Annotated in this window: 12 protein-coding genes; 5 read left to right on the top strand and 7 right to left on the bottom strand. The window is 60.2% G+C overall.

Translation table 11 applies throughout. From position 1 onward, the window contains the following. The first annotated feature begins 263 nt into the window (after window positions 1-263). The 3 genes from Pan181_RS00920 to Pan181_RS00910 all read left to right on the top strand — a co-directional run bounded on the left by Pan181_RS00920 (window position 264) and on the right by Pan181_RS00910 (window position 5,881). Window positions 264-2,213, top strand: coding sequence for a serine/threonine-protein kinase (locus Pan181_RS00920; RefSeq protein WP_145245049.1), 1,950 nt, complete (start codon window positions 264-266; stop codon window positions 2,211-2,213). A 32-nt stretch (window positions 2,214-2,245) separates the two neighbouring features. Next, a complete protein-coding gene (locus tag Pan181_RS00915) occupies window positions 2,246-3,481 on the top strand; it encodes an MFS transporter (protein ID WP_197528759.1) in 1,236 nt (411 codons plus the stop codon). Window positions 3,482-3,769: 288 nt separating this feature from the next. Further along, entirely contained in the window at window positions 3,770-5,881 is a 2,112-nt protein-coding gene (locus Pan181_RS00910) for a sodium:solute symporter family transporter (protein WP_145245047.1), read from the top strand. A gap of 15 nt (window positions 5,882-5,896) precedes the next feature. On the opposite strand, the gene Pan181_RS00905 is transcribed toward Pan181_RS00910, so the two are convergent. Beyond that, window positions 5,897-6,967, bottom strand: a complete 1,071-nt coding sequence (locus Pan181_RS00905) for a potassium channel family protein (protein WP_145245046.1) — start codon at window positions 6,965-6,967, stop codon at window positions 5,897-5,899. 314 nt (window positions 6,968-7,281) lie between these two features. Here Pan181_RS00905 and pgk point away from each other — a divergent pair, with 314 nt between their 5' ends. Both pgk and Pan181_RS00895 read left to right on the top strand, forming a co-directional pair. After that, complete coding sequence (pgk, locus tag Pan181_RS00900; protein ID WP_145245045.1) at window positions 7,282-8,664, top strand: phosphoglycerate kinase; 1,383 nt, start codon at window positions 7,282-7,284, stop codon at window positions 8,662-8,664. A 270-nt stretch (window positions 8,665-8,934) separates the two neighbouring features. After that, complete coding sequence (locus tag Pan181_RS00895) at window positions 8,935-9,537, top strand: exopolysaccharide biosynthesis protein (RefSeq protein WP_197528757.1); 603 nt, start codon at window positions 8,935-8,937, stop codon at window positions 9,535-9,537. Between the two features lie 13 nt (window positions 9,538-9,550). Here the strand turns inward: Pan181_RS00895 and Pan181_RS00890 are convergent, their stop codons facing one another. The 6 genes from Pan181_RS00890 to Pan181_RS26440 form a co-directional block, all read right to left on the bottom strand. After that, a complete protein-coding gene (locus tag Pan181_RS00890; RefSeq protein WP_145245043.1) occupies window positions 9,551-9,958 on the bottom strand; it encodes a hypothetical protein in 408 nt (135 codons plus the stop codon). Continuing rightward, complete coding sequence (locus Pan181_RS00885; protein WP_145245042.1) at window positions 9,951-10,310, bottom strand: hypothetical protein; 360 nt, start codon at window positions 10,308-10,310, stop codon at window positions 9,951-9,953. The genes Pan181_RS00890 and Pan181_RS00885 overlap by 8 nt, the downstream gene beginning before the upstream one ends. Next, the gene (gene glmM / locus Pan181_RS00880) at window positions 10,311-11,648 is read right to left on the bottom strand and encodes a phosphoglucosamine mutase (protein WP_145245041.1); all 1,338 of its coding nucleotides are present in this window, start codon (window positions 11,646-11,648) and stop codon (window positions 10,311-10,313) included. An 84-nt stretch (window positions 11,649-11,732) separates the two neighbouring features. Continuing rightward, entirely contained in the window at window positions 11,733-19,193 is a 7,461-nt protein-coding gene (locus Pan181_RS00875) for a type I polyketide synthase (protein ID WP_145245040.1), read from the bottom strand. Between the two features lie 168 nt (window positions 19,194-19,361). Then, complete coding sequence (locus tag Pan181_RS00870; protein ID WP_145245039.1) at window positions 19,362-20,345, bottom strand: WD40 repeat domain-containing protein; 984 nt, start codon at window positions 20,343-20,345, stop codon at window positions 19,362-19,364. 1,546 nt (window positions 20,346-21,891) lie between these two features. Then, window positions 21,892-22,188: a hypothetical protein gene (locus tag Pan181_RS26440; protein WP_231943714.1), complete on the bottom strand. Its 297-nt coding sequence runs from the start codon at window positions 22,186-22,188 to the stop codon at window positions 21,892-21,894. Between the last annotated feature and the right edge of the window lie 36 nt (window positions 22,189-22,224).

Below are 22,224 nucleotides of genomic sequence, written 5' to 3'. Positions count from 1 at the left end.
TAGGTTGGCCTCCTGTTGAAAACAGAAAGATAAGGACCAAACTCGTTACACCTCTATTATATCAAATCGGCAACAAGGGTCAAAATTTCTTTGCCAAAATTCAGAGAGTTCTTGCAAACGGCAAGGCCTCTCGTAGCGTTTAGAAAAGCCGCAACGAACACACAGCTTAGCACTATTTACATTCTTGTTCCGCTACGCGATTGTCGCGTTACAATAGCGGTTTCGACCAGGCGAAACACTCCCACTCAATTCACCTCTGCTGCATGTCTGACGACACCAAGCAATCTGATGTTCGCCTGGCTAGCGAAACCGAAACGCCCGACGTTACCGGCGCTGCGCCGAGCATGCCGCCGCCGTTGCCGCAGCCCGCTCGCACAGTACTCAACACTCAGCCTTACACTGGCTCGGTTCGCTTTGCTGTCGACGTGATGAAACCAGGCGATCGCATCGACGACTTCGAAGTCGAAGGCGTGCTTGGGCGCGGGGCGTTTGGCGTGGTGTATCTCGCGCGGCAGATCTCGCTCGATCGACAAGTCGCGCTGAAGGTTGCTCCCAACCTTGGTAGCGAAGGTCGCACCATGGCGCGGCTCGAGCACAAGCACATCGTGCAAGTGTTCAGCGAAACGGTCGATAGCAGTCAAACACTCAAACTACTCTGCATGCAGTTGGTGCCTGGCGCGCCGCTGAACGACGTGATTCACGACCTCATGCAGATCCGCCAGGCTCGTGGTCATTGGAGCGGAGCCGACGTATTGGCTTCGGTCGATACGCGGTCGAAGCTCACCGACATCTTCGATCCCTCCGCGCTTCGCGATCGCGAGGCGCTCGAAGAAATGGACGACCTCGAGGCCACCTGCTGGATCGGTGCCTGCCTGGCCGAAGCGGTCGACTACGCCCATCGCCAGGGGGTGCTGCATCGCGACATCAAACCGGCCAACGCGTTGGTGAATCGCTACGGGCAACCTTTGCTGGCCGACTTTAACATCTCGTTCCAGTCGCTCGACGAGAACGCGAGTGTCGACGAACGCTTTGGCGGCACCCTCGCCTACATGGCGCCGGAACATCTCGAAGCGTTCCACCCCGATACCGATGTCACCGCCGAAGCGGTCGACCAACGCTCCGACCTATACTCACTCGGCATCGTAGTCGCCGAGCTACTGACCGGCGACAGCCCGCTGGAGTTTCCGCCGAAGTGCGACAACCGCTTGCTGTACGTCGAACGCATGGCAGCGGTACGCGGGGTGACAGGTCCCGACATTGTCGAAGGCGCCGGCGACGCCGAGAAGGCATTTAGCTACACCATTGCCAAGTGCCTAGATCCCGATCCTGAGAAACGCTACGCCAGCGGAGCCGAGCTGGCGGCCGCCTTACAAGGAGTTCGCGAACTCCGCGGCTACGAACGACGTTATCGACGCCAACACTGGATCGCCCGCGCGGTGCAAGCCCATCCTATCTTGTGGGTGGTCATCTTCTCACTCGTTCCGCAGTTCGTCGGTAGCTTGTTCAACATCAGTTACAATGCGACGCAGATCTGCACCAAGTTCTCACCAGAGCAGCATGCCATCTTCCAAAAGCTGGTATTCGGCTACAACCTGGTGATCTACCCCCTCGCCATCCTGGCCGGGGTGATGTTGCTGGTGCCGCTGCTTCGCTCCTGGCGGCGACTCGAAGGAACCCAGGCGGTCGATCAACAAGAGATCGACTGGGCCCGGCGTCGCACGCTAATGCTGCCGATGTGGCTATTGCTGGTCGCCGCGGGTGGCTGGCTGCCAGGCGGGGTGATCTTTCCTCTGCTCATTCAGTACTTCGCAGGCTCGGCTCCGCCGGGGCTGTACCACCACTTCTTCTCGTCGTTTACCATCTCGGGCCTGATTGCGGTCGCCTACTCGCTGTGCGGCGTGCAGTACGTGGCCTTGCGTGGATTCTACTCGCGACTCTGGCCGCGGGCGGAACTGTTTCGCACGTCCGCCGAGCGGGAGATCCCCGCCACGCGTTGGCGCGTCGGGCTGATGCTCGGGCTGGCGTTCGTCGTGCCGACCATCGCGGCCGGCATGCTGCTGCTCACCGCCGACGACGCAAACGATCCGTTCTTTAAGATACTCAACCTTTCGCTCTCGATCGGCGGCGGAGCCGGCTTCACCGGCATGCTGTTTGTCGCCTTCCGCTTATGGCGGATCATGGATTACCTGACGGGAGCGGATCGGCGACAATGATCGGACGGCGGGGGGCATCGATTCGACAAGCCATGCATCTGGCAAACACCAACGCACTGGTGTGGGCCATCGGCAATGGATTGGTCTCGACCTCGCTAGTCACGTACCTAGCCTTGGGACTGGGGGCCAGCGGCATCGCGATCGGGCTGATCCTGTCGGCTCCGCACCTCGCGGGGCTGTTGCGATTGGTCGCCCCCGCGATGATGACCACCGGCCAGCGCCGCAAAGTGGTTTGCCTGACTGGCTATCTGGCGAGCGCCATGGTGCTGGTCGCCATGCCGCAGCTGGCGGCCCCGCGCGAAGGTCTCGACCCAGCCATCGGCATCGCGACGCTGGTGATCTGCTGGTGCGTGTATCATCTGCTCGAATACATCGCGACCATCGCCCTCTGGAGCTGGCTAGGCGATTGGATGCCGCCACCGGTCCGCGGGCGGCTCGTTGGTTGGCGCGAGCGGTTCCTCGTTGTCGGTCGGATCGTGGGCGTCACCGCAAGCGTGCTGCTGTCGTTTGGTTGGGAATACCTCGACCCGAGTGCCGAGCGGTGGGTGCCGCTCTACTGGTCGGCCAGCGTGGGGGCAGGCATGCTGGTGCTGGCCGTGGTTCCGCTGCTCTGGCTGGCTCCACGCACAAGCAACAACGAGGCGACTCCGACGAACACCTGGCGAGCCATGGCCCGCGTGCTGAGCGACCGCAAATACGCATCGCTGCTGCTGTACTCGTGCTGGTTTGCCGCTGCCAATGGCATCACCAGCTCGGCCCAGGCCATTTATCCCTGGCGCGTTCTCGACATTAATTACCACCAACTAGTGGGGCTTAGGTCGATGATGTACGCCGGGCAAACCGCCATGGCACCCACAAGTGGTTGGTGGATCGACCGCTTCGGCGCGCGGCGACTAATGACCATTTGCCAGTTGATTGTCGCGACGGGGCCGCTGTTTTTCTTGATCTCGACGCCGAGCTACCCATGGTGGGTGGCCGGCGCGTTCGTCGTGTGGATGTTCTACGCCCCGCTGAACGTGAGCCTCGACACGCTGAAACTCAAGCTGGTTCCGATCGAGCAATCCGCCCCGGCCCTGGCGGTGTACTACGCGACAAGCGACCTGGCGTTCAGTGCGACCGCCCTGCTGGGGAGTGCCTATTACGATCGCCTGCGCGAGCAGGGACTCGACGCATGGTGGCTGTTCGCAACGTTCTTCCTCAGCGGGTGGGTGCTGCGGAGTATCGCCGCATGGCTGGTCTGGCTCATACCAGACATCGAGGGCAGCTAAGTTTTGGCGACTCAAATTCTTATCTGAATCAAAAACTCGCGAAAGATTGCAAAAAAACGGAAAGTCGAAAGCCACCGCGCGACCGCGCGAAAAACCTGCTGATGTTCCGCTTCCGACGTCACTAGCTGCCTACCCTTCGGGCCGATGTGTGATTAAAATCGAGGCTTCGTGGTCAGGCTCTATCGGAGCCTACCGAAGCCAGCTTGGACTAATTCGCTCCACTTTTCTTCGCGGTCGCTTGGTACGCCGTGCCTTGCCTACCGTGTGAATACTAGGCAAGGAATTATTATGAACCCTTCGATCGGAACGTTCGATGTCGTGGTTTTTCTCTTATTCGTGATCTCTGTTATCGCGATTGGATTGTGGAAGAGTCGCGACGAGGATAACGAGAAAGACGCGCAAGATTACTTCCTCGCAGGGCGCGGCCTTACTTGGTGGCTCGTTGGCTTCTCGCTGATCGCGGCAAACATCAGCACCGAGCAGTTTGTCGGCATGAGCGGCAAGGCGGCCGACTGGCTTGGTATGGCCATCGCCAGTTACGAATGGATGGCCGCGGTCACCCTGGTAGTCGTTGCGTTTGTGTTCCTTCCTAAGTTTCTGAAAAGCGGCATCTACACGATTCCGGAATTCCTTGAGTACCGCTACAACACCTTCGCCCGCTCGGTCATGGCGGTCGCAACGCTGATCATTCTCGTAGGCGTTCCTACTGCATCGGTGATTTTCTCCGGGGCCAAAGTGATTACCGTGTTCTTCCAAGGCTCCACCTTTCTGGGGCTCGACCTTGGTAACATCACGGTTGGTTGCTGGATTATCGGCGTCCTGGCAGCGGTCTACGTGTTCGCGGGTGGTCTGAAAGCTTGTGCGTGGGCCGACTTGATTCAGGGTGCCGCCTTGGTGCTCGGCGGTGTGATCGTCGCGTACCTCGCCTTCCAAGCCCTTGGCAACGCGGAACCGGAAGAACTGATTCTTACCAAACGCAACGATACCGTTACTGTTGAACAACTTGCCGAGGCCAGTTCCGTCGAACGATTCTTCGCACTCAACGAAGGGCCGGTGCCAGAAGGCAAGCTGCACATGAAGCGTCCCATCGACGACAAGGAAATTCCTTGGAGTGCCCTGCTGCTCGGTCTGTGGATTCCCAACTTCTTCTATTGGGGTCTGAATCAATACATTACGCAGCGAACCCTCGGTTCGCGGTCGCTGGCCGAAGGTCAAAAGGGTATTGTGTTCGCCGCCTTCTTAAAGCTGGTGATTCCGTTCGTGGTGGTGATTCCCGGTATCCTGGCATTCAACTTGTACGGCAGCGATTTAAACGATGCTGCGATAACGAAGAACGCCAAGACTCTGGCTGCCTATGCACCGGAGCTGTACGACTCGCTCCCCGCGCACATGAAGCCGGATCCCGAGAATAAGCGAAACGCAAACGACCTCAAAGCTATTGAGACCCGTCTGGAGAACGCTCGCGAACGCAAGACCGACGAGATCTCGGTGTTTGGTTTCTCGGATGTCTTTGCTGGCGACCATCCTGAAGAAGCCCGCTTGATCGCCGACTTTAATGCAGCTGCTCTGGGTGCCGATGCACTCGCTGCGGAGATTCAAGCTGGCGAGCTCTCGGCAGCCAACAAAGAGATGGTCGAAGCGGCCAAGCAGGATAAGTCGAAGGCATTAAACGTAAAAGAATTGTCACTCCGCGACTACGACGCGGCATTCCCAGTACTGCTCAAGAACTTGCTGAAACCAGGTGCTGGCGTTCTCGGTTTTGTGCTCGCTGCCATCTTTGGTGCGGTGGTCAGCTCGCTGGCCTCGATGCTCAACTCGGCTTCCACGATTGCCACGATGGATATCTATCGCAAGTTCCGCGGCGAAACTACGGCCTCCGAATTGGTTTCGGTCGGTCGTGTGTTTGTGGTGCTGTTCGTGCTGATTGCCATGCTGATCGCTCCCATGCTGGACGACCCAGCCTTCGACGGCATCTTCACATTCATCCAAGAGTTCCAAGGCTTCATCTCGCCAGGCGTGCTGGGCATCTTCCTGTTCGGCTTGCTCATTCCATGGGCTCCTCGCATGTGCGGCACCGTCGGCTTGGTGATGAGCCCTGTACTCTATGGCTTGTTCAAGTTTGGCAAAGACATCCCAGGTGCAAACTTGATTCCTGGGATCACCGAGCCGGTGAAAGTAGGGTGGAAGGCCGTAGTCGACTGGTCGTTCCTCGACCGCATGTCGCTGACGTTCATCCTGGTGCTTGCCGTGCTCACAGTGATCACGATCGTCAAGCCGCTGCGTAAACCAGTGGAGCTTCCGGTGAACGAAAGCATGGATGTTACCAGCAGCAAGGGCGCCCTGACCGCTGGCTACATATGCATCGGCCTGACCGCGGTGCTGTACTACGTTTTCTGGTAACCCGCTCGCAGCCCATTACCCAGTGACTTCCACCTTCGCCCCGCGGTAGTAGATTTCCTTCTTCGTGGTATACCGCTTGGCGAGTTGGGGGAGGTCGTTGTGATGGCCGAGCACGATTACTGCGTCGCCGTCGGCGAGCTTGGTGGTTGGCTCGGGGTCGACGAGTACGTGCCCGTCGCGTTTGCGAACGCCGACGATCAGGAACCCTTGGTTGCCACCAAGTTCGATATCGGCCACCGCGTGTCCATCGAGCGGCGAGCCGGCCGTTACTGGTAGCTCGTCGAGCTTCAGCCCGATGTGTCCTAGCTCGTGCTGCAGCTCCTCGATGTTTTGATGACTGGCGAGCAGTTCTTCGGTGCTCGGGCGGGTGATGAGTTGCGCCATGCGCATGCCGCCGATCACGGCCGGCAGCACCACGCGGTTCGCCCCGCTCCGAATCAGCTTTTTCTCGGTCGAAGCGTACTCGGCCCGGGCGACGATGTGCAGGTCGGGATTCAGCTCGCGCGCGGTGAGCGTGATGAACACATTGTCGGCATCGGCCGCGAGGACGCTGGCCAGCGTCTTGGCCCGCTCGACGCCCGCTTTGATGAGCGTCTCCTCCTCGACCGCGTTACCTTGCAGGATGAGATAGCCATGCGACTCGGCCTCGCTCAGACGGTCGCCATCCATGTCGACCACCACGAACTGATGATTCGCCTCGGCCAGTTGCTTAGCCAGGATGCGCCCCGCGCGGCCGAAGCCACACAGAATGGTGTGGCCTTTGAGTTCGTCGATGCCGCGGGTGATGCGACGATGACTCAGCGCGCGGGAGATTTCGCCTTCCATTACCATTTGCACAAACCCTCCAACAATAACGATAAGACTGCCGTAGCTTGTAAAAATTAGGGCCATGGTCACCGCTCGCAGCGGCACCGAGTCGATCGGCTGCACTTCGCCGTAGCCAACGCCAAACACGGTGATCACCACCATGTAGATAGCGTCGTCGAGCCGCCAGCCGTGCAGCACGTACGTCACCACGGCCGCCGCGCACACGGTGCCAAACAGCACGAGCACCAGCACCAGTCGCTTGAGAAGAAGCAATTGCACGAGGAGCGCCGCCACCACGGGAAAGGGTGAGAAAATCGTTTGGCGCCTGTGCTGTCATTCTAGCTACCGGTTGCTGGAGTTGAAACTACAGAGGTCCAGAATCTTGCATCCCCCTGCCCCGCACCTTTGTAAGGGTGGGTTTGGCGCGATAAAATCGTTGGCGATTAGGCCCCCCGTGGCTGATCGCAAATAAGTGCACTCGAGCGGAATTACTCGGCGGAAACAGGCGGTCTGGCGATCGAACGCCGCAGCCTGAACTTGCCCACGATTCCCTATTTCACCCATATTTTCGTTCCAACAAGAGGAAACTAGCCATGCCCGTAACCCCTGCCGAAATGCAAACCTGGTGTGAAACCATCGTCGAAGGCCGGGCCGCGGCTCCCGATCTGGGGCTGAACGACTACCTGTCGGCGGTACCACGTCTCGAGTCTCTGGCCGACCTGCCATCGGGCACCGTGGTGCTGGTGCGGGGCGACGTGGACGCGAAGCCGGGCGCAACGGTCGGCGAAGGCGACATCCGCCTGCGTTCGATGGTCGACACCCTCAAGTACGGCCAAGAGCGCGGCTGGAAGCAAGTGATCTTCGGCCACATCGGTCGTGATCCCGAGAAGAGCCTCGACAAAGTCGCCAAGCGCATCGGCGAACTGCTGGGCTGCGAAGTACCGATGATCGGCGACTGGCTCGACGAAGAGACGCTGACCATCAAGCCCGAAGTAAAGCAGACGATCGACGCCGCAGAAGCCGGTGCGGTGATCGTGCTGGAGAACACTCGTAAGTACAACATCGAGCGAGTGATGTGGAAGGCCAAGAAGGACGACGTGCCCGCGCTGGCCGAGAACCTGGCGAAGTTCTCCAACGAGTGTGCCGAGAAGATCGGCAGCGTGTACGTGCACGAAGCCTTCAGTGCTGGTTCGCTCGATGCCTCGAGCGTGGTCGTTCCCGCGGCCATGGAGAAAGTGGCCCTCGGCAAGTACGCCGCTGGCGAGTTCGATGGCCCGATGCAAAAGTGCCTGGGCGCGACGCTGGCCGTGTTCAGTGGTATCAAGATCGACAAGCTCGACGACATGGAAGCCATGATCGCCCGCGGTTCGATCAAGCAAATCTTCGCTTCCGGTTCGCTGGCCATGGCCATTCGCAAAGCCATCGGTGAGTTGGACAACGCTCCCGTGTCGCTCGGCGCCGCGGAAGACCCCGTGAACAAGGGCGAGCCTTGGTACATTCCCGAAGACCGCGTGGCGCAGGCCAAGGCAATCGTGGCCGACGGTCGCGAGAAGGGCATCACCTTCACGGTGCCTTGCGACTCGATCATCGGCGATGGCACCTCCAAGGACGAACTGGAGCCCAACGATCAACAGTTCGACATCGGTCCCAAGTCGATCGAGAAGTTCCACGCAGCTGTTGGTGAGTTCATCGAAAAGCATGGTAGCGGCGCAGTAGCCTTCCACAACGGCGTGTTCGGCATGTTCGAAGATCCCAAGTTCGAAGGTGGCACCAAGGCCTGGATTCCAGAGCTTAAGCGGATGAAGGAAGCTGGCGTCGAGGTTTACGTCGGCGGTGGCGAAGGGGGCAAGGCCCTCGACAAGTACGGCGAGCCCGACTGGGTGACCCACACCTTCACCGCTGGTGGTACCGTGCTCAACGCATTGGGTAGCGAACCAGTGCCTTACCTGGTTGCCCTGCGTTTGGGTGCCAAGTAACCGCTAGCACGACAATCAACTGCAAAACACAAAGTGCTGCGTGCCATCGCTGATGGCCGCAGCACTTTTTTGTTGCGCACTCCATTTTTCACCACGTTGGTACTTTGGCCTGCGAGTTGCATTATTAGTAGTTCGACGACCGAGCCTAAACGGGCCGCGTGTCGCCAGACGCCTGAAATGCGGAGTTTATCCCGCATTTCCCAGAGCATCTTTGTTAGATTGATCGTTTTGCAACCACCCTACTGGTCGCTTGCCGACCACCAAAAAACCATGCCTGCCACCGACGGATCGCCTCAAAATCTCGAAGAAGTCGTCGACCAACTCGAAACCAAAGTCGAGCAGGAAGACGAGACGCTCACGGTGCGAGAAGCGCTCGACGCTTTCGACGGGCGGACGTTTGGGCCGTTGTTGGTGCTGCCTGCGCTCATTGCTCTGATTCCCCCCATCGGCATGATTCCCTTCGTACCGACCATCATGGGATCGATCATCATCCTGATCTCATCGCAATACATGCTGGGACGGACTCACCCGTGGGTGCCTGCGGTGCTTGGTGAGCGTAGCGTCAAAAAGAAGAAAGTGCTCGAAGCCGTCGACAGAAGTCGCCCTTGGGCGAAGTGGGTCGATGGCTTTCTCGGCAGCCGACTGCAGGTGCTGGTCGAAGGTCCGATGGAGCACGTGATCGCCGGACTCTGCGTGTTGCTCGCGCTGATGATGCCGATGGCCGAGTTGATTCCCGGGCTGGCTGCGGTGCCGGCCGCAGCGATCTTATTCCTGGGGCTGGCCATCACCGCCCGCGATGGTCTGCTCGGGCTGCTAGGCATTACGCTAGCCACTGGTGGATTTGGTTACCTGATTTACAAGTTGATGACTTAGGCTCTCGGAGAGTTCAGGGAGTCCGCGTTTCGCGAACCATCACCTGCAGCAACTGCTGAACGATCCATCCCCACAACGCCCACTGAGCCCCTCCCAGCATCAGTAGCCAGGTGAAGGTGGCGGAGTCGGATTCGATCACCCACTCTTCGAATAGGGCGAGTGTGCCAATTGGGAAATCAATCCAACACCAGAGCGTCCACCGCTCCAGTCCAGAGTCGGAAGCGAGAGCAGTACTCGAGTTGCCATACAATGCGTACCAACCTATGGCCGCGGTATGGACCATCGTGAACACAAAAGGCAAGAAGCCAGGCGACCAACTTAACATCAGCCTGCGACGCCCAGGCCCCCCCTGCTGTGCGATCTGCGGCGACTGGTAAGGGTTGTCAGTCGCGTTACCAGATTGCTCTTTCGGCTCACGCATTCTCAAGCCCACAAGCAGCGAGTAACCCCGGCAGCCAACGTTGCCATGTGAAGTAGAACCCACCGTAAACCACCAGCCCAACGAAGCACCCGATTTTGCTCGGGCTATCGATAAACGCTTCGGCCACGGCAATGCCGGCGGCCACTAGGAACATACCGGTAAGCAGCCCGCGAGGCATCTCGCTGCTACGTTCTTTCAGCACGCGAAGCACGTTCAACGCGAGCCCTAGTAGCAATCCGAAGCTTACCGAGATCACCATCGACGGCCAGGAGTGCCAGGCGAACCGCACTAGGCTGATTCCCACCGCCAGTAGCGCACTAACGATCAATAGCGATCGAATGCCGAATCGCATTTATCCCATCACCTCGGCGGCTTCGTCGCACAGCTCTTTGGCGGCTTCGGCCGTGGGAGCTTCGGCAAAGATGCGAACAATCGGCTCGGTGTTGCTCGCCCGCACCAGCAGCCAGCGGTCGGGCCAGTCGAGCCGCAACCCGTCCATCCGATCAGGCGTGGCCGCGGCGAAGTGCGATTCGAGCTGCCCGCAAGCGGCTTCTACCCGCTCGGCTGGCATCGTCACCTTGGCTTTGTGAATCGCGTACTGGGGCAACTCGTCGACCAACTGGCTTAGCGGTACCTCGCGAGCCGCCAAGGCGTCGAGCACCAAGGCCATGCTAACCATGCTATCGCGCACCCCGATGACCTTGGGGTGAATGACGCCACCGTTGCCTTCGCCGCCGAGCACTGCGTCGTGGTGAATCATCTTGTCAACTACATTCGCCTCGCCGACCGCGGAGCGGAAGAAAGGAACTCCGAACTTCTCGGCCAGGTCCTGGGTCATCCGGCTGGTCGAGCAATTCGTCACCACCGGGCCAGGGGTGGCTCGCAGCACATGATCTACCGCAATCGCGAGCGTGAACTCTTCGCCGACGTAGCGTCCGCGTTCGTCGATTAGCGCCAGCCGATCGGCGTCGGGATCCTGACAGAACCCCACCGCAACTTGCTGGCTGGCGACCTGCTGACACACGCCGGTCAGGTTCTCGGCGGTCGGCTCGGGGGTATGCAGGAACTCGCCGGTTGGCTCGGCCCCCAGGTGAATCGTCTCGCAGCCAAGCTTCTGCAGCACGTGCTTGCCGACCACTCCACCTGCCCCGTGATTCGAATCGAGGAGCACCTTGAACTTGTGACTGCGAATGCGTTCGACGTCGACCAACGGAGCGATGAGATCCCAGTGTTCGTTCACCACGTCGGCCAGCAGTTCATAGTCGCCGACTTCGTCGTGGCGGACCCATTGCACTTCGCCCGCTTCGTACCGGCGACGCACCTGCAAGCCTTCGTTTGCCGGAATGACCCGACCGTCGGGGCCGAACAGTTTGATACCATTGTACTCGGCCGGATTGTGCGAAGCAGAGATCTGCACCCCGCCGACACAGTGATAGTGCTTCACCAACACTCCCGTCGTCGGCGTGGCTGTCGGGCCGGCGTCGAGCACCATATGCCCGGTCGCCATCAACGTCGACCGCGCGGCAGCCGAGAGCATCGGCCCAGTCGCCCGACCGTCGTACGACAATAGCACCGGACCACGCGGCAACTGCGAAGCAAACGCACCAAGGTAGCGGGCCACGAGCTCGGGCGAGAGCGACTCGCCGACGATGCCGCGCAACCCGGAAACACTAATAATAGGCTGGTTCATAACGAAGAGTGTCGATTCAGGAATCAGAAGGATAAGCCAACGATGTTCAGCTTACCCCCGAAACTCGATGCCTGAAAGCCTACGCTATTTCAGCAATCCATCCAGGTGCTTTGCCAGCTGCTTGGCTCCCTCGGCAGTCATCATCGTGAAGTGATCGCCAGTGATGTTGGTGAACTCGGTGTTCTGGCCGACCAGGCTTTTCCAGCCGTTGTCGTCGGGCAGGTCGTGCTCCGTGATATCTTCCAGTCCACCTGCGATAGTCGGCAGGTACAACTGCATGGTGATATCGAGCGGAGCCGGCTTATAGCCCTGGCTGGCGCGAATCAATCCAGTACCCACGGCCAGGAGCCGGTGCACGTATTCGTCGCTCACGCTCGGTGGGAACATCCCTTGCTCGCGAGCTTGCTTGAGCGCGAAGGCAAACCGCTCGTCGCCCGACAAGTCGGAGGTCTTATCGATCGACACTTCGATGTTCGTGCCTGCAAACCGGTTGGTGAACCGAATCATATCGAGCAAGAACCCAGCTTCGTCATCCAGGTCGATCTTGCGATAGATGGTCGGCAGCGGAGCATCGAACAGCGCGAGCAGCTTCACTTCGCGACCAGCGGCCAGCATCGCTTCGGCCACCGCAAACGCAGTGACACCGCCAGCCGACCAACCGGCGATGTAGTGCGGTCCGGTCGGCTGCAGGTCGATGATCGCCTGGGCGTAGTCGGTTGCCAGTTGCTGCATCGATTCGTGCGGTGGATTCGCATCGTCGATTCCGCGGGGACGGAACGCCAGTACCGGGCGATCGACCGACAGTTGCTGCACCAGATCGTGGTAACAACCAACGTCGCCACCCAAGGCGGGGAGCAGCACCAGCGGCTCGGCGGCCGAACCGTCGCGAAGCTTCACTAGTGCGTTCCACTCTTTGCTCAAGGTCACTTCGCTATCACTCGACTCATCGCCGAGGATCAGCTGCACCGTGTCGCCAGCAAGCGAAGCAATGCTGGGACCTTCCAATAGCTTGGCCATCGGCAACGTGAACGCCAGCCGAGCTTCAAGATTGTTCTTGAGCTCCAAAGCCATGAGCGAGTCGAGGCCAAACGCGGTTAGCGGCAGATCAACATCGAGCTGATCGGGCTCGAAGCTCATGATGCGAGCCAGTTCGGCCTGAATATAATCGCGAACCATCGGCACCCGCTCGCCGGCTGGTGCATCAAACAGCTCGTTGCGGAAATCGTGATCGACTGCGGAGCCGGCCGATTCGCCGGAGCCATGTTCGGACGCCATGGCCTCGAGCGCGGAGAGTCGTCGCGAGCCAAGCAATGTGAGCAGCGACTCCCAGTACACATCCATCACGGTGGTTTGCACCGTGCCAGCGGCAACCAGGTCGCCTAGTAGTTGCAGGCCTTCGTCGACGGGGATCAGATCCATGCCGCGCGATTTGATGCCCGCTTCGCGATCGGTTTCGCCGAACGTATCGGCGGCCATACCGCTGCCAGCCCAGGGACCCCAGTTAATGCTTGTGGCCGGCAAGCCCTGCTGCCGGCGATAGTGGGCGATGGCGTCGAGCGCTGCGTTGCCAGCCGCGTAGTTCGATTGCCCAGGCGATCCAATCATGGCAGCGACGCTGGAGAACATCACGAACAGGTCGAGCGGCATCTCGGCGGTCGCCAGGTGCAGGTTCCACGCACCGAGTGTTTTCGGCAGCATCGCCCGATCGAATTGCTCGAGCGACATGTCGGCCATCACCCCGTCGGCCAATACGCCAGCGGCGTGAATCACCCCGCGGATCTTTGGTAACTCGGTCGGTAGCGCGGCCAGCCCAGCGGTCAGCCCGACAAGGTCGACCACGTCGCCCTGCAGGTGATGCACCTTGGTGCCTTTGGCTTCGAGCGACTTGATGGCGGCTTGCTGCGCATCCGACGGGGCCCGGCGGCTCATCAGCACCAAACCACCCGCCCCGTTATCGGCCAGCCAGTTGGCGACTTGCAAACCGAGACCACCAAGACCACCGGTGATCAGGTAGCTACCGTCGCTATGAATCAGGCTCTCGTCAGGCAGCGCGGGTTGGTCGTCGCCACCGGTGACGGAGTCGGCCACCGCGACCACCACCTTGCCGATGTTCTTGCGCTGCGACATGTAGCGGAACGCGTCGATCGTGCCATCCAGCTCGAACCGCGTGAACAGCTCGGGCTCGTAGATGCCCTTCTCGAAGTATGGCATCACTTCGTCGTACAGCCCGCGAATGTACGTGGGTCGCTGGCGGAGCATGCGATCGAGGTCGATGGCAAAGTACGACAGGTTATCCTGGAACGGCAGCAGGCCAATCTTACGGTTTTGGTAAATGTCGGTCTTGCCGATCTCGAGGAACCGACCATACGCGCGAAGAATCGACAGGCTCTTGGTAATCGCCTCGCCAGGGAGCGAGTTGAGCACCACGTCGACCCCTTCGCGATTGGTGTCTTCGAGAATCTGTTCGGCGAAGTCGAGCGTTCGCGAGCTATACACGTGCTTCACGCCGAGCGAGCGGAGGTAGTCGCGTTTCTCGTCGCTTCCGGCAGTCGCGAACACCTCGGCACCGAAGTGCTGGCAGATCTGAATGGCAGCCAGACCAACACCGCCGGCCCCTGCGTGAATCAGTACCCGCTCCCCCTTCTCGATGCCCGCGAGTCGCACCAGCCCGTAGTGGGCGGTGAGAAACACGATCGGCACGGTCGAGGCTTCGTCGTGGCTGATGTTCTTCGGCTTGTGCACCAGCGTGTAGTCGCGGGTGGTCGCGTGCGAGGCAAACGCGTAGGGAGCAACGCCCATCACCTCGTCGCCGACCTTGAATTGGGTCACCCCGTCGCCGATCGCAGTCACGACGCCGGAGCACTCGATACCGAGCGGAACAATCTCGTCTTTGATGCCTGGGTACAAACCGAGGGCCTTGAGCACGTCGCTGAAGTTCAGGCCGGTCGCATGCACGGCCAGTTCCACTTCGCCAGCCGCAGGTGCCTTGCGTTCGACCGGCACGTACTTCAACGCGTCGAACGAACCAGGGCTAGTGATGCGGAGCTGGAACGCCCCACCTGGCTTGAGTTCGCCAAGCGAAGCCTGGCTGGCAGCAACTGCGTCGCGACTCGTGGTGTCGGCCACCAACCGAGCGACCAACCGCTTGCCGTCGCGGTACGCAACCTGGCTTTCGGGCGAGTCGCCACCGAGTTCGGCGACAAGCTGCGCGGCATCCGGGTTCTGGGGATCGAGATCGACTAGCGTCGGCGAAAGCTCGGGGTGCTCGACCGCGGCCACGCGAGTGAAACCGACCAGCGGGGCTTGGGCCACGTTCACCGCCGAGTCGCCGATGGCCTGCGCGCCGGCCGTGGCGATCCACAGCCGAGGCATCTTCGATTGACCACATCGCACGGTGCTCTTCACCACGTCGAGCGCGGTATGCACCGTGAGCCGAGCAGCATCGCTCCAAGCAGTTTGCGGATCGGCACCAGTGGGATTTTCGACATCGAGCGGCCACGACAGCACGATGCCTGCGACCGTCTGGCCGCTTTCAGCAATGTGTGCAAAGACCTCGCTGAAGTGATCGGCATTCAAAGGATCGATCGTCATCATCGCAATCGAATCGTCCTCGGCCACGTACTCGCGAGTAGCTCCCGGCCGGACTAGCACGACCCGACGCTTGTCGCTCGCCAAGTGCTTAGCGATTTCGAGCCCCACGGCTCCTGCGTCGCCAAACACCAGCCAGGTACCATCGGCGGCCGAAGTGGACTCTGCCAGCGGGGCATCGACCCAATCGAGTGCGTAGAGCCAGTCGGTCGGCTGATGCATTTCGCCAGCAGCGGCCCCCCGCCCGATGCGTTGCACCTTAGCGGCCAGCATCTCGACCAGCACCCGCCCCGTCTCGTCGACCAGATAAACATCGCTAGTGACCGACTCGGGGCTCGGTGTTGCGTCTTCCGACCGGCGAATCGCGTAGCAATAGACCGGGCTAACGAGCGACGTAATCGGCTCGATCACGCGGACCGAACCTACTGCGACCGGCATGTAGGTATAAGGGCTGTAGTTGCCATCCTCTTCGAGCGGCACCGTCGACGCGAGCGTTTGCAGGCAAGCGTCGCCGAGCACCGGATGCAAGCGGTACTTGGCCAGTTCGGCCACCACTGCTTCGTGGGCTTCGATGGGAGCCAACGCTTCGCTGTCGGTGCGATCGACTTTGCCGAGCACCTGGAACTGCGGACCGTACACGAGTCCCCGCTCGGCGACGATCTGGTAGAACTCGTCGCGAGTCTTCCTGTCGATCGTGCGCTGGCGAACTCCCGCCAGGTCGATGGTCGGTAGCGTATCGACCGCTGGCAACTGCGACTCGGCCAACAGCGTTGCTGTCGCGTGCAATTGCCATTCGGGCGAGTCGGCATCGGCCGGCGTGCTATAGCTTTCCATCTCGCTGCGACCGCCGGCTTCGGGCTCGACGGTGATCTGAGCGAGCCGAGCACCTTCCTCGGGCAAGAACATGGCCGCCTGCACCGAAACGTCGCGGATGCCGTGCTGTCCGTCGCCAAACGTTTCGCGAGCAGCCGCTAGCCCTTGTTCGATGAACGCCGCGGCAGGCACCACGACCGAACCTTGCACCTGATGATCCACCAGGTAGCCCGGCGAGTGAGCGTCGACAATGGTCTCGTAGACCGCGTTGGTCCAGACACTCGGCACACGTCCCCCCAGCAGCGGACGCCCACCAGTGGCCCCGCGACGCGCGATGCCGGAGCCAGCCGGGCCATCGACATCGAACCAGAACCGATCTCGGTGGAATGGGTAATTCGGCAGCATCAAACGTTGCGACGCCTGATGGGTGCTGCGCGCCCGCCAGTCGAGCTTCACGCCAGCGGTGTACATTTCGCCCACCGCGGTGGCCAGCGCCTGATCGGCATCTTGTCCCTTGCGGAGCGACGAGATGCTAGCCGCCGAGTACCCGGCAAGGCATCGCTTGGCCATGCCGAGCAGGCTGGCAGTCGGACCGACCTCGAGCAGCACCGACACCTTGGCCTCGGCCACGCGTTCGACGCCGTCGACGAATCGCACCGCCCCGCGAACATGGTCGCGCCAGTAGCGGGCGGTGGGGGCCTCGGTCATCACCTGGCCGGTGAGGTTCGACACTAGCGGAATGGTGGGTGGTTGGAATTGGATGCCGGCAGCAAACTCCTCGAACGCGTCGAGCATTTCGTCCATCAACGGCGAATGGAACGCATGCGACACGACCAGACGCTGCAGGCCGACGCCGCTCGATTCGAACTCGTCGACAAGCGCATCCACGGCCGCCGCGTCGCCCGAAATCACGGTGTTCTCCGGGCCATTCACGGCCGCGATGGCAACGCGATCTTCCTGGCCGGCGAGCTTCTTGGCCACGTCGGCTTCGGCAGCAAACACCACCGCCATCTTGCCTGGCTTCGAGATCTGCTGCATCAACCGCGCCCGCTCGCTAATGAGCCCCAAACCTTCAGGCAGGGTCATGCAGCCAGCCACGGTCGCGGCCACGTATTCGCCAACGCTATGGCCCAGCAGGATGCTCGGCTCGACTCCCCACGACTGCCAGAGCCGGGCCATGGCGTACTCAATGGCAAACAGCGCAGGCTGCGTGAAGATGGTCTGGTTCACCAGCTCGGCATCGTCGTTGTCGGTGGGGAACAGAATGCTGAGGAGCGATTCGCTTAGCCCCACGCGAAGGATTTCGTCGCATTGGTCGATCGCGTCGCGGAACACCGGCTCGGTGCGATACAGCTCGCGCCCCATCTGGGCGTACTGCGAACCTTGCCCGGTAAAAAGGAAGGCCACCTTCGGGCGGGCGATGCCTTTCACCTGACCGCGTTTGACCGTGGGACTCGCCTTGCCAGCAGCAAGGGTCGCTAAGGCTTTTTCGAGCGACTCGCGCGAATCGGAAGCGATGGCTGCGCGATGATTGAAGTCGGCCCGCCCGGTATTGGCTGTAAAGCACACGTCGGCCAGCGTGGCTTCGGGATGCTCGCCGAGGTAGCTGGCGATCTGCTCGGCCTGGCGTTCGATCGCATCGCTCGTGCGGCCCGAGAGCTTCAGCACATGGCGATGCCGTGGTTCGGCCGCTAGTGTCGGGTCGACCTGCTCGGCCGGTATCCGTTCGACCTGCTCCGGTTCGTCCTTTGTCGCTACTAGATCGGCCGAAGGGGCTTCGATCAGCAAATGGGTGTTGGTGCCACCGAAGCCAAAAGAGCTGATGCCAGCCAGCCGCCGGCCACCAGCTGCGGGCCATGGTGTCGCGTGCTGCGGAACCACAATTCGCGAACCATCGAGCGCAATGTGCGGGTTGATCGATTCAAAATACAACTGCGGCGGGATCAGCTCCTGCTGCATCAACAGCACGGTCTTGATCAAACCAGCCGCGCCGGAAACGGTCTCGGTATGACCGATGTTGGCCTTCACGCTGGTGACGTGCAACGGTTGATCGTCGTCGCTCGCCCTCTGGAAGATCTCTGTGAGCGCCTGCATTTCAATGGGATCGCCGAGCGGGGTGCCGGTGCCGTGGGCTTCGACGTACGAAATGTCGGCCGCGGTGACTCCCGCCTGCGTGTGGGCTGCGCGGATGCACTCCTGCTGCGACTGACCATTCGGCGCGCTAATGCCCGAAGTGCGACCATCCTGATTCACGCTCGTTGCGCGAATGACCGCGAGTATCTGATCGCCGTCGCGCTGAGCGTCGGCCAGGCGCTTGAGCAGCACCAGACCACACCCTTCGCCACGGACGTAACCGTTGGCTCCTGCATCGAACGGGCGGCACTTGCCCTCGGGCGAGAGCATCCGCGCTTTGGAGAACGCGATAGTGGTCTCCGGTGTGATAATCGCGTTCACGCCGCCGGCCAGCGCGGCGTTGCACTCCTTACGACGCAGGCTCTCCACTGCCAGGTGAATGGCAAGCGACGCACTCGAGCAAGCCGTATCGACCGCCGCACTTGGGCCATGGAAGTCGAAGATGTACGAGATGCGATTCGCAGCAATCGACAGCGCGTTGCCGGTGCCGACGTGGGCGTCGATCTGCTGATAGTAGTTGGCGTACTGCGAGGGAACCTTCGAGTAATCCGCGCCGCCGATGCCGACGTACACGCCGGTCTTGCTGCCAGCGAGCTGGTCGGCCGGGATGCCGCCGTTTTCCATCGCTTCCCAAGCGACCTCGAGCAGCATGCGTTGCTGCGGGTCCATCCGCGACGCTTCGCGAGGAGCGATGCCGAAGAACTGAGGATCGAACTGGTCGATGCGATCGACGAACCCGCCCCACTTGGTAAACATCTTGCCCGACTGCGTGCCGGTGGGATCGTACAGTTCGTCGATGTCCCAGCGATCGGGCGGCACCTCGCTCACGGCTTCCACGCCGTCGCGGATCACGCGCCAGTACTCGGCCAGGCTGTTCGCGCCGGCGAAGCGGCACGACATACCGACAATGGCGATCGGCTCGGCTTGGGCTTTTTGCCCCGCGAGACGTTGCTGAAGTAACTTTCGCTGGGCAGGCGAGAGATTCGCCATTCGTTGGGCTAGGTCTGACATCAAGAGGTTATCTGCAGGGCGAGATGAGCCTTCGGAAACCCCATAGAATAAGTGACCCAGGGTCCCTATTCAACCCACAGGACCCCCATCTGGGGGATTCCAGCCCCAGAATTCCCCGTCTCCCGCCTCAGGTTCACCCAACACGGCTACCCTGCCGAACCGATGTTGCTATTCCAACGCCTCCTCCAGACCTTCCAACAGCCAGATGCGCACCCCGCAAGCCGCTTCGGTGGCCCCGTATACATGGGCCAATTTGGTGCCATCAGCACTGAAGCTCAGCCCCAACGCATTCGACACTCCGCTGTTTGCCGAATCGACCAGTTCGCCGGTTTCGACGCTCCACATCTCAATGGCCCCGTTCAACTTCGCCGCGGCCACGAGTTTGCCGCTGGGATGAAAAGCCACGGCCACCACTCCATCGTTGCGACCATCCATCTCGTGCTGCGCGGTTCTGGTCGCCAAGTCCCACAGGCGGACCTCGTACGGCGAGCGACGATCGCCGGAGAGCAACCACTTGCCATCCGCACTGAAAGCGACTCCGTACGTCGACTCCGCAGGAACCTTGAGTTCGCCAACCGACTTGGTAGTCGCCAGATCCCACAACGAGACCTTGCGCGACAGCCCAGTAGTCGCGGCCGTTTTTCCATCAGGCGACAAGGTGATGTAGCCCTGCTTGTCCGTCGGCCATTGTTCCTTCGGTTGCTCGGCTTCCAGGTCCCAACGAACGATCTGGTGATCGTCGCTTCCGGAGAACAACTCCTTACCATCGGCGGTGAACGCCAGCGAGCGAACCCATCGCTTCGCATCCAGTTGCTTGGCGACTTCGCCGGACGGGAGTTGGTAGAACACGATCGCGCCGTTGCTCTCGCCGGCGACTAGCCATTTACCATCGGGGCTCACGGTCAGCACGCTCGTGAAAGTCTCGCGATTCTTGGTGAACTCGCCAATCACCTGATTGGCCTCGACGTCGCAATCCTTGATCTTGCTACCAGTGCCTGCCGAGTAGAGTGTTTTCCAGTCGGGACTAAAGGCCATCGAACCATACTCGCTCGATCGCTCCTCGAAGTTGCGATACTCCACCAACTTCTGCGCCTCGGCGGAGGAGGTGAGCAAGATCATCCCCATCATCAAAGCGATCCGATGTACCACCATTTCTCTGACTCCTTAAAAAGGACAACGCGTCAGTTTCACTTCGCTTCGAATCGACTCCACAGGCCAACCACCACACCACCGGCGGCGGCTGGATGTGCGACACTTCCAGGATACCTGTTTCACCACCTGCGTGCGTCACGAAAGCAGCAGAATCCGATCCAGCGACCGGCCTCCCCTCCAAACTCCCCTCTCCTGCGGTTCGCCAATCCAACCTATCTCCACCAGCCCCCCCCCGCACACGCTCGAACCTTCGGAGGGGAATAGATTCCCAATGCTCACGAATAGATTCCCAATTTACCCACCGATGGGAAAATTGAATCTCCGCCCGCTCTACAAAACCAGTGGTTTTCGCGCCCGAATAGATTCCCATTTCCCAAAACGCATCGAGTGGGAATCTATTTTCGCAGTGGGAAACTATCGCAAGTCGTTTGTCAGCAATGAGTTGCATCAACACCTCCGGGATAGTTGCCCAAAATAGATTCCCATGGGTGGGAAACTATTTTGGGGAGGAGACACGATTGGGGATTTGGGATTGCGGAATGCGGAATGCGAATATGTCATCTTGAAGCAGCTTCCAGCGACCGAAAGATCTAGCCTACCGCTTAAAGCCTAAGGCTTAGAGCTTTGACACGCGCGCAGCAGCGAACGCCCACGCCGGCAACCCTTCGCCTGCGCGTCGCTAGTAGTTTGCTATTCAGATAAGCATCACATCGCGATCACCTCCAATCACTAAAAAGCCAACAGCCGAAAGCTGATAGCCGACAGCCAACAACCACCTGTCCATTAGAACACCACAGGTGGCCACTTTCCAGCGAAAACTGGAATGGTCAGAAAATTCGTTTAGCCCTCGAATTTACCCTCCCGCTTGCGGGACGGGTCGGGCTATCAGGCCCGGGGAGGGTAGCACCAGAGTACGGCGTGAGAATCGAGCCAACATGGCACAGGCGCCGAGCCCGCGGAGATTTTGGGTAGCACCGACAGCTGGGCGCACTACACCCAGTTGTAGGTGGGCGAAGCCCAAGAGGTCCTGCGGTTAGCCCATCCGTGATGATCCGGTTCATCCGTGGCCAGAAACCGCTACCCACGTCCTAGACTACCCACTAACGCCGATCGGTAGTCGGGGGTCATAGCTGCTCAGTTCTTCGAGTGTCGTGACGCCCCACACCAAACATCCAACACACTGCTGGTGCTTGGGTAACGTGGCGAATCATTAACTAGCCGTTGCTACTGCCATGCGATCCGGAAAGGCTGTCCGCGACAAGCCAGCAGTGGCACCCAAAAAGCGGACGCCGTAACAGTGCCACCCCGCCGAGTTTCGCCAACATGCACTCCTTCGACAGGCTCCAAAAGCCTTGAAGATGCCCCATCTTGGCGAACTGGGGAATCCGCCCCCTGCGTCGCCCGATTCCCACGGAAAACCCCGCAACAGTTCGGGCTCTTTAACTCGTTCGTTTTCGGGTTCGGTGACAATGCTCTCCTGATGTCGGCCGAGTTCTGGGCTCGGCGTGTTAAACAATCGGTCTGAAACAAGGGGGTTCGGCTCGATTCAGTTTTTGGACCATACGCGGCACCACCCAAGTATCTTGAAGCTAGCTTCGATTAAAGCGTAAATAAATAATCCCCAAACAGTGAAAGCAGCAGTCCACAACACTACATTCGCAGCATCGGAGTATGATTCATATTGACCACTAAATACTGACAAAGTGAGGACAAAGGCTAGGCTCAAGATCGGCACAGTGAGGCACCCATTTATCTTGCGACGTGTCCAAATATACAACAACACAATGATAGGCATAAACATCCAACCAGCAGGATCGAACAGCATCACTTCAATTACGGACATGGTTGGAAATTCTCTTTTATTGTGACGTACATGTGA

The organism is Aeoliella mucimassa, from assembly GCF_007748035.1.
Taxonomy (GTDB): Bacteria; Planctomycetota; Planctomycetia; order Pirellulales; family Lacipirellulaceae; genus Aeoliella; species Aeoliella mucimassa.
Note: the sequence above shows the minus strand (reverse complement) of the source record. Positions and strands in the feature narration are given on the sequence as shown.

Coding starts and splice junctions, on each gene's coding strand:
- Pan181_RS00920 (WP_145245049.1), top strand. CDS start 264: ATGTCTGACGACACCAAGCAATCTGATGTTCGCCTGGCTAGCGAAACC.
- Pan181_RS00915 (WP_197528759.1), top strand. CDS start 2,246: ATGCATCTGGCAAACACCAACGCACTGGTGTGGGCCATCGGCAATGGA.
- Pan181_RS00910 (WP_145245047.1), top strand. CDS start 3,770: ATGAACCCTTCGATCGGAACGTTCGATGTCGTGGTTTTTCTCTTATTC.
- pgk (WP_145245045.1), top strand. CDS start 7,282: ATGCCCGTAACCCCTGCCGAAATGCAAACCTGGTGTGAAACCATCGTC.
- Pan181_RS00895 (WP_197528757.1), top strand. CDS start 8,935: ATGCCTGCCACCGACGGATCGCCTCAAAATCTCGAAGAAGTCGTCGAC.
- Pan181_RS00890 (WP_145245043.1), bottom strand. CDS start 9,958: ATGCGTGAGCCGAAAGAGCAATCTGGTAACGCGACTGACAACCCTTAC.
- Pan181_RS00885 (WP_145245042.1), bottom strand. CDS start 10,310: ATGCGATTCGGCATTCGATCGCTATTGATCGTTAGTGCGCTACTGGCG.
- glmM (WP_145245041.1), bottom strand. CDS start 11,648: ATGAACCAGCCTATTATTAGTGTTTCCGGGTTGCGCGGCATCGTCGGC.
- Pan181_RS00875 (WP_145245040.1), bottom strand. CDS start 19,193: ATGTCAGACCTAGCCCAACGAATGGCGAATCTCTCGCCTGCCCAGCGA.
- Pan181_RS00870 (WP_145245039.1), bottom strand. CDS start 20,345: ATGGTGGTACATCGGATCGCTTTGATGATGGGGATGATCTTGCTCACC.
- Pan181_RS26440 (WP_231943714.1), bottom strand. CDS start 22,188: ATGTCCGTAATTGAAGTGATGCTGTTCGATCCTGCTGGTTGGATGTTT.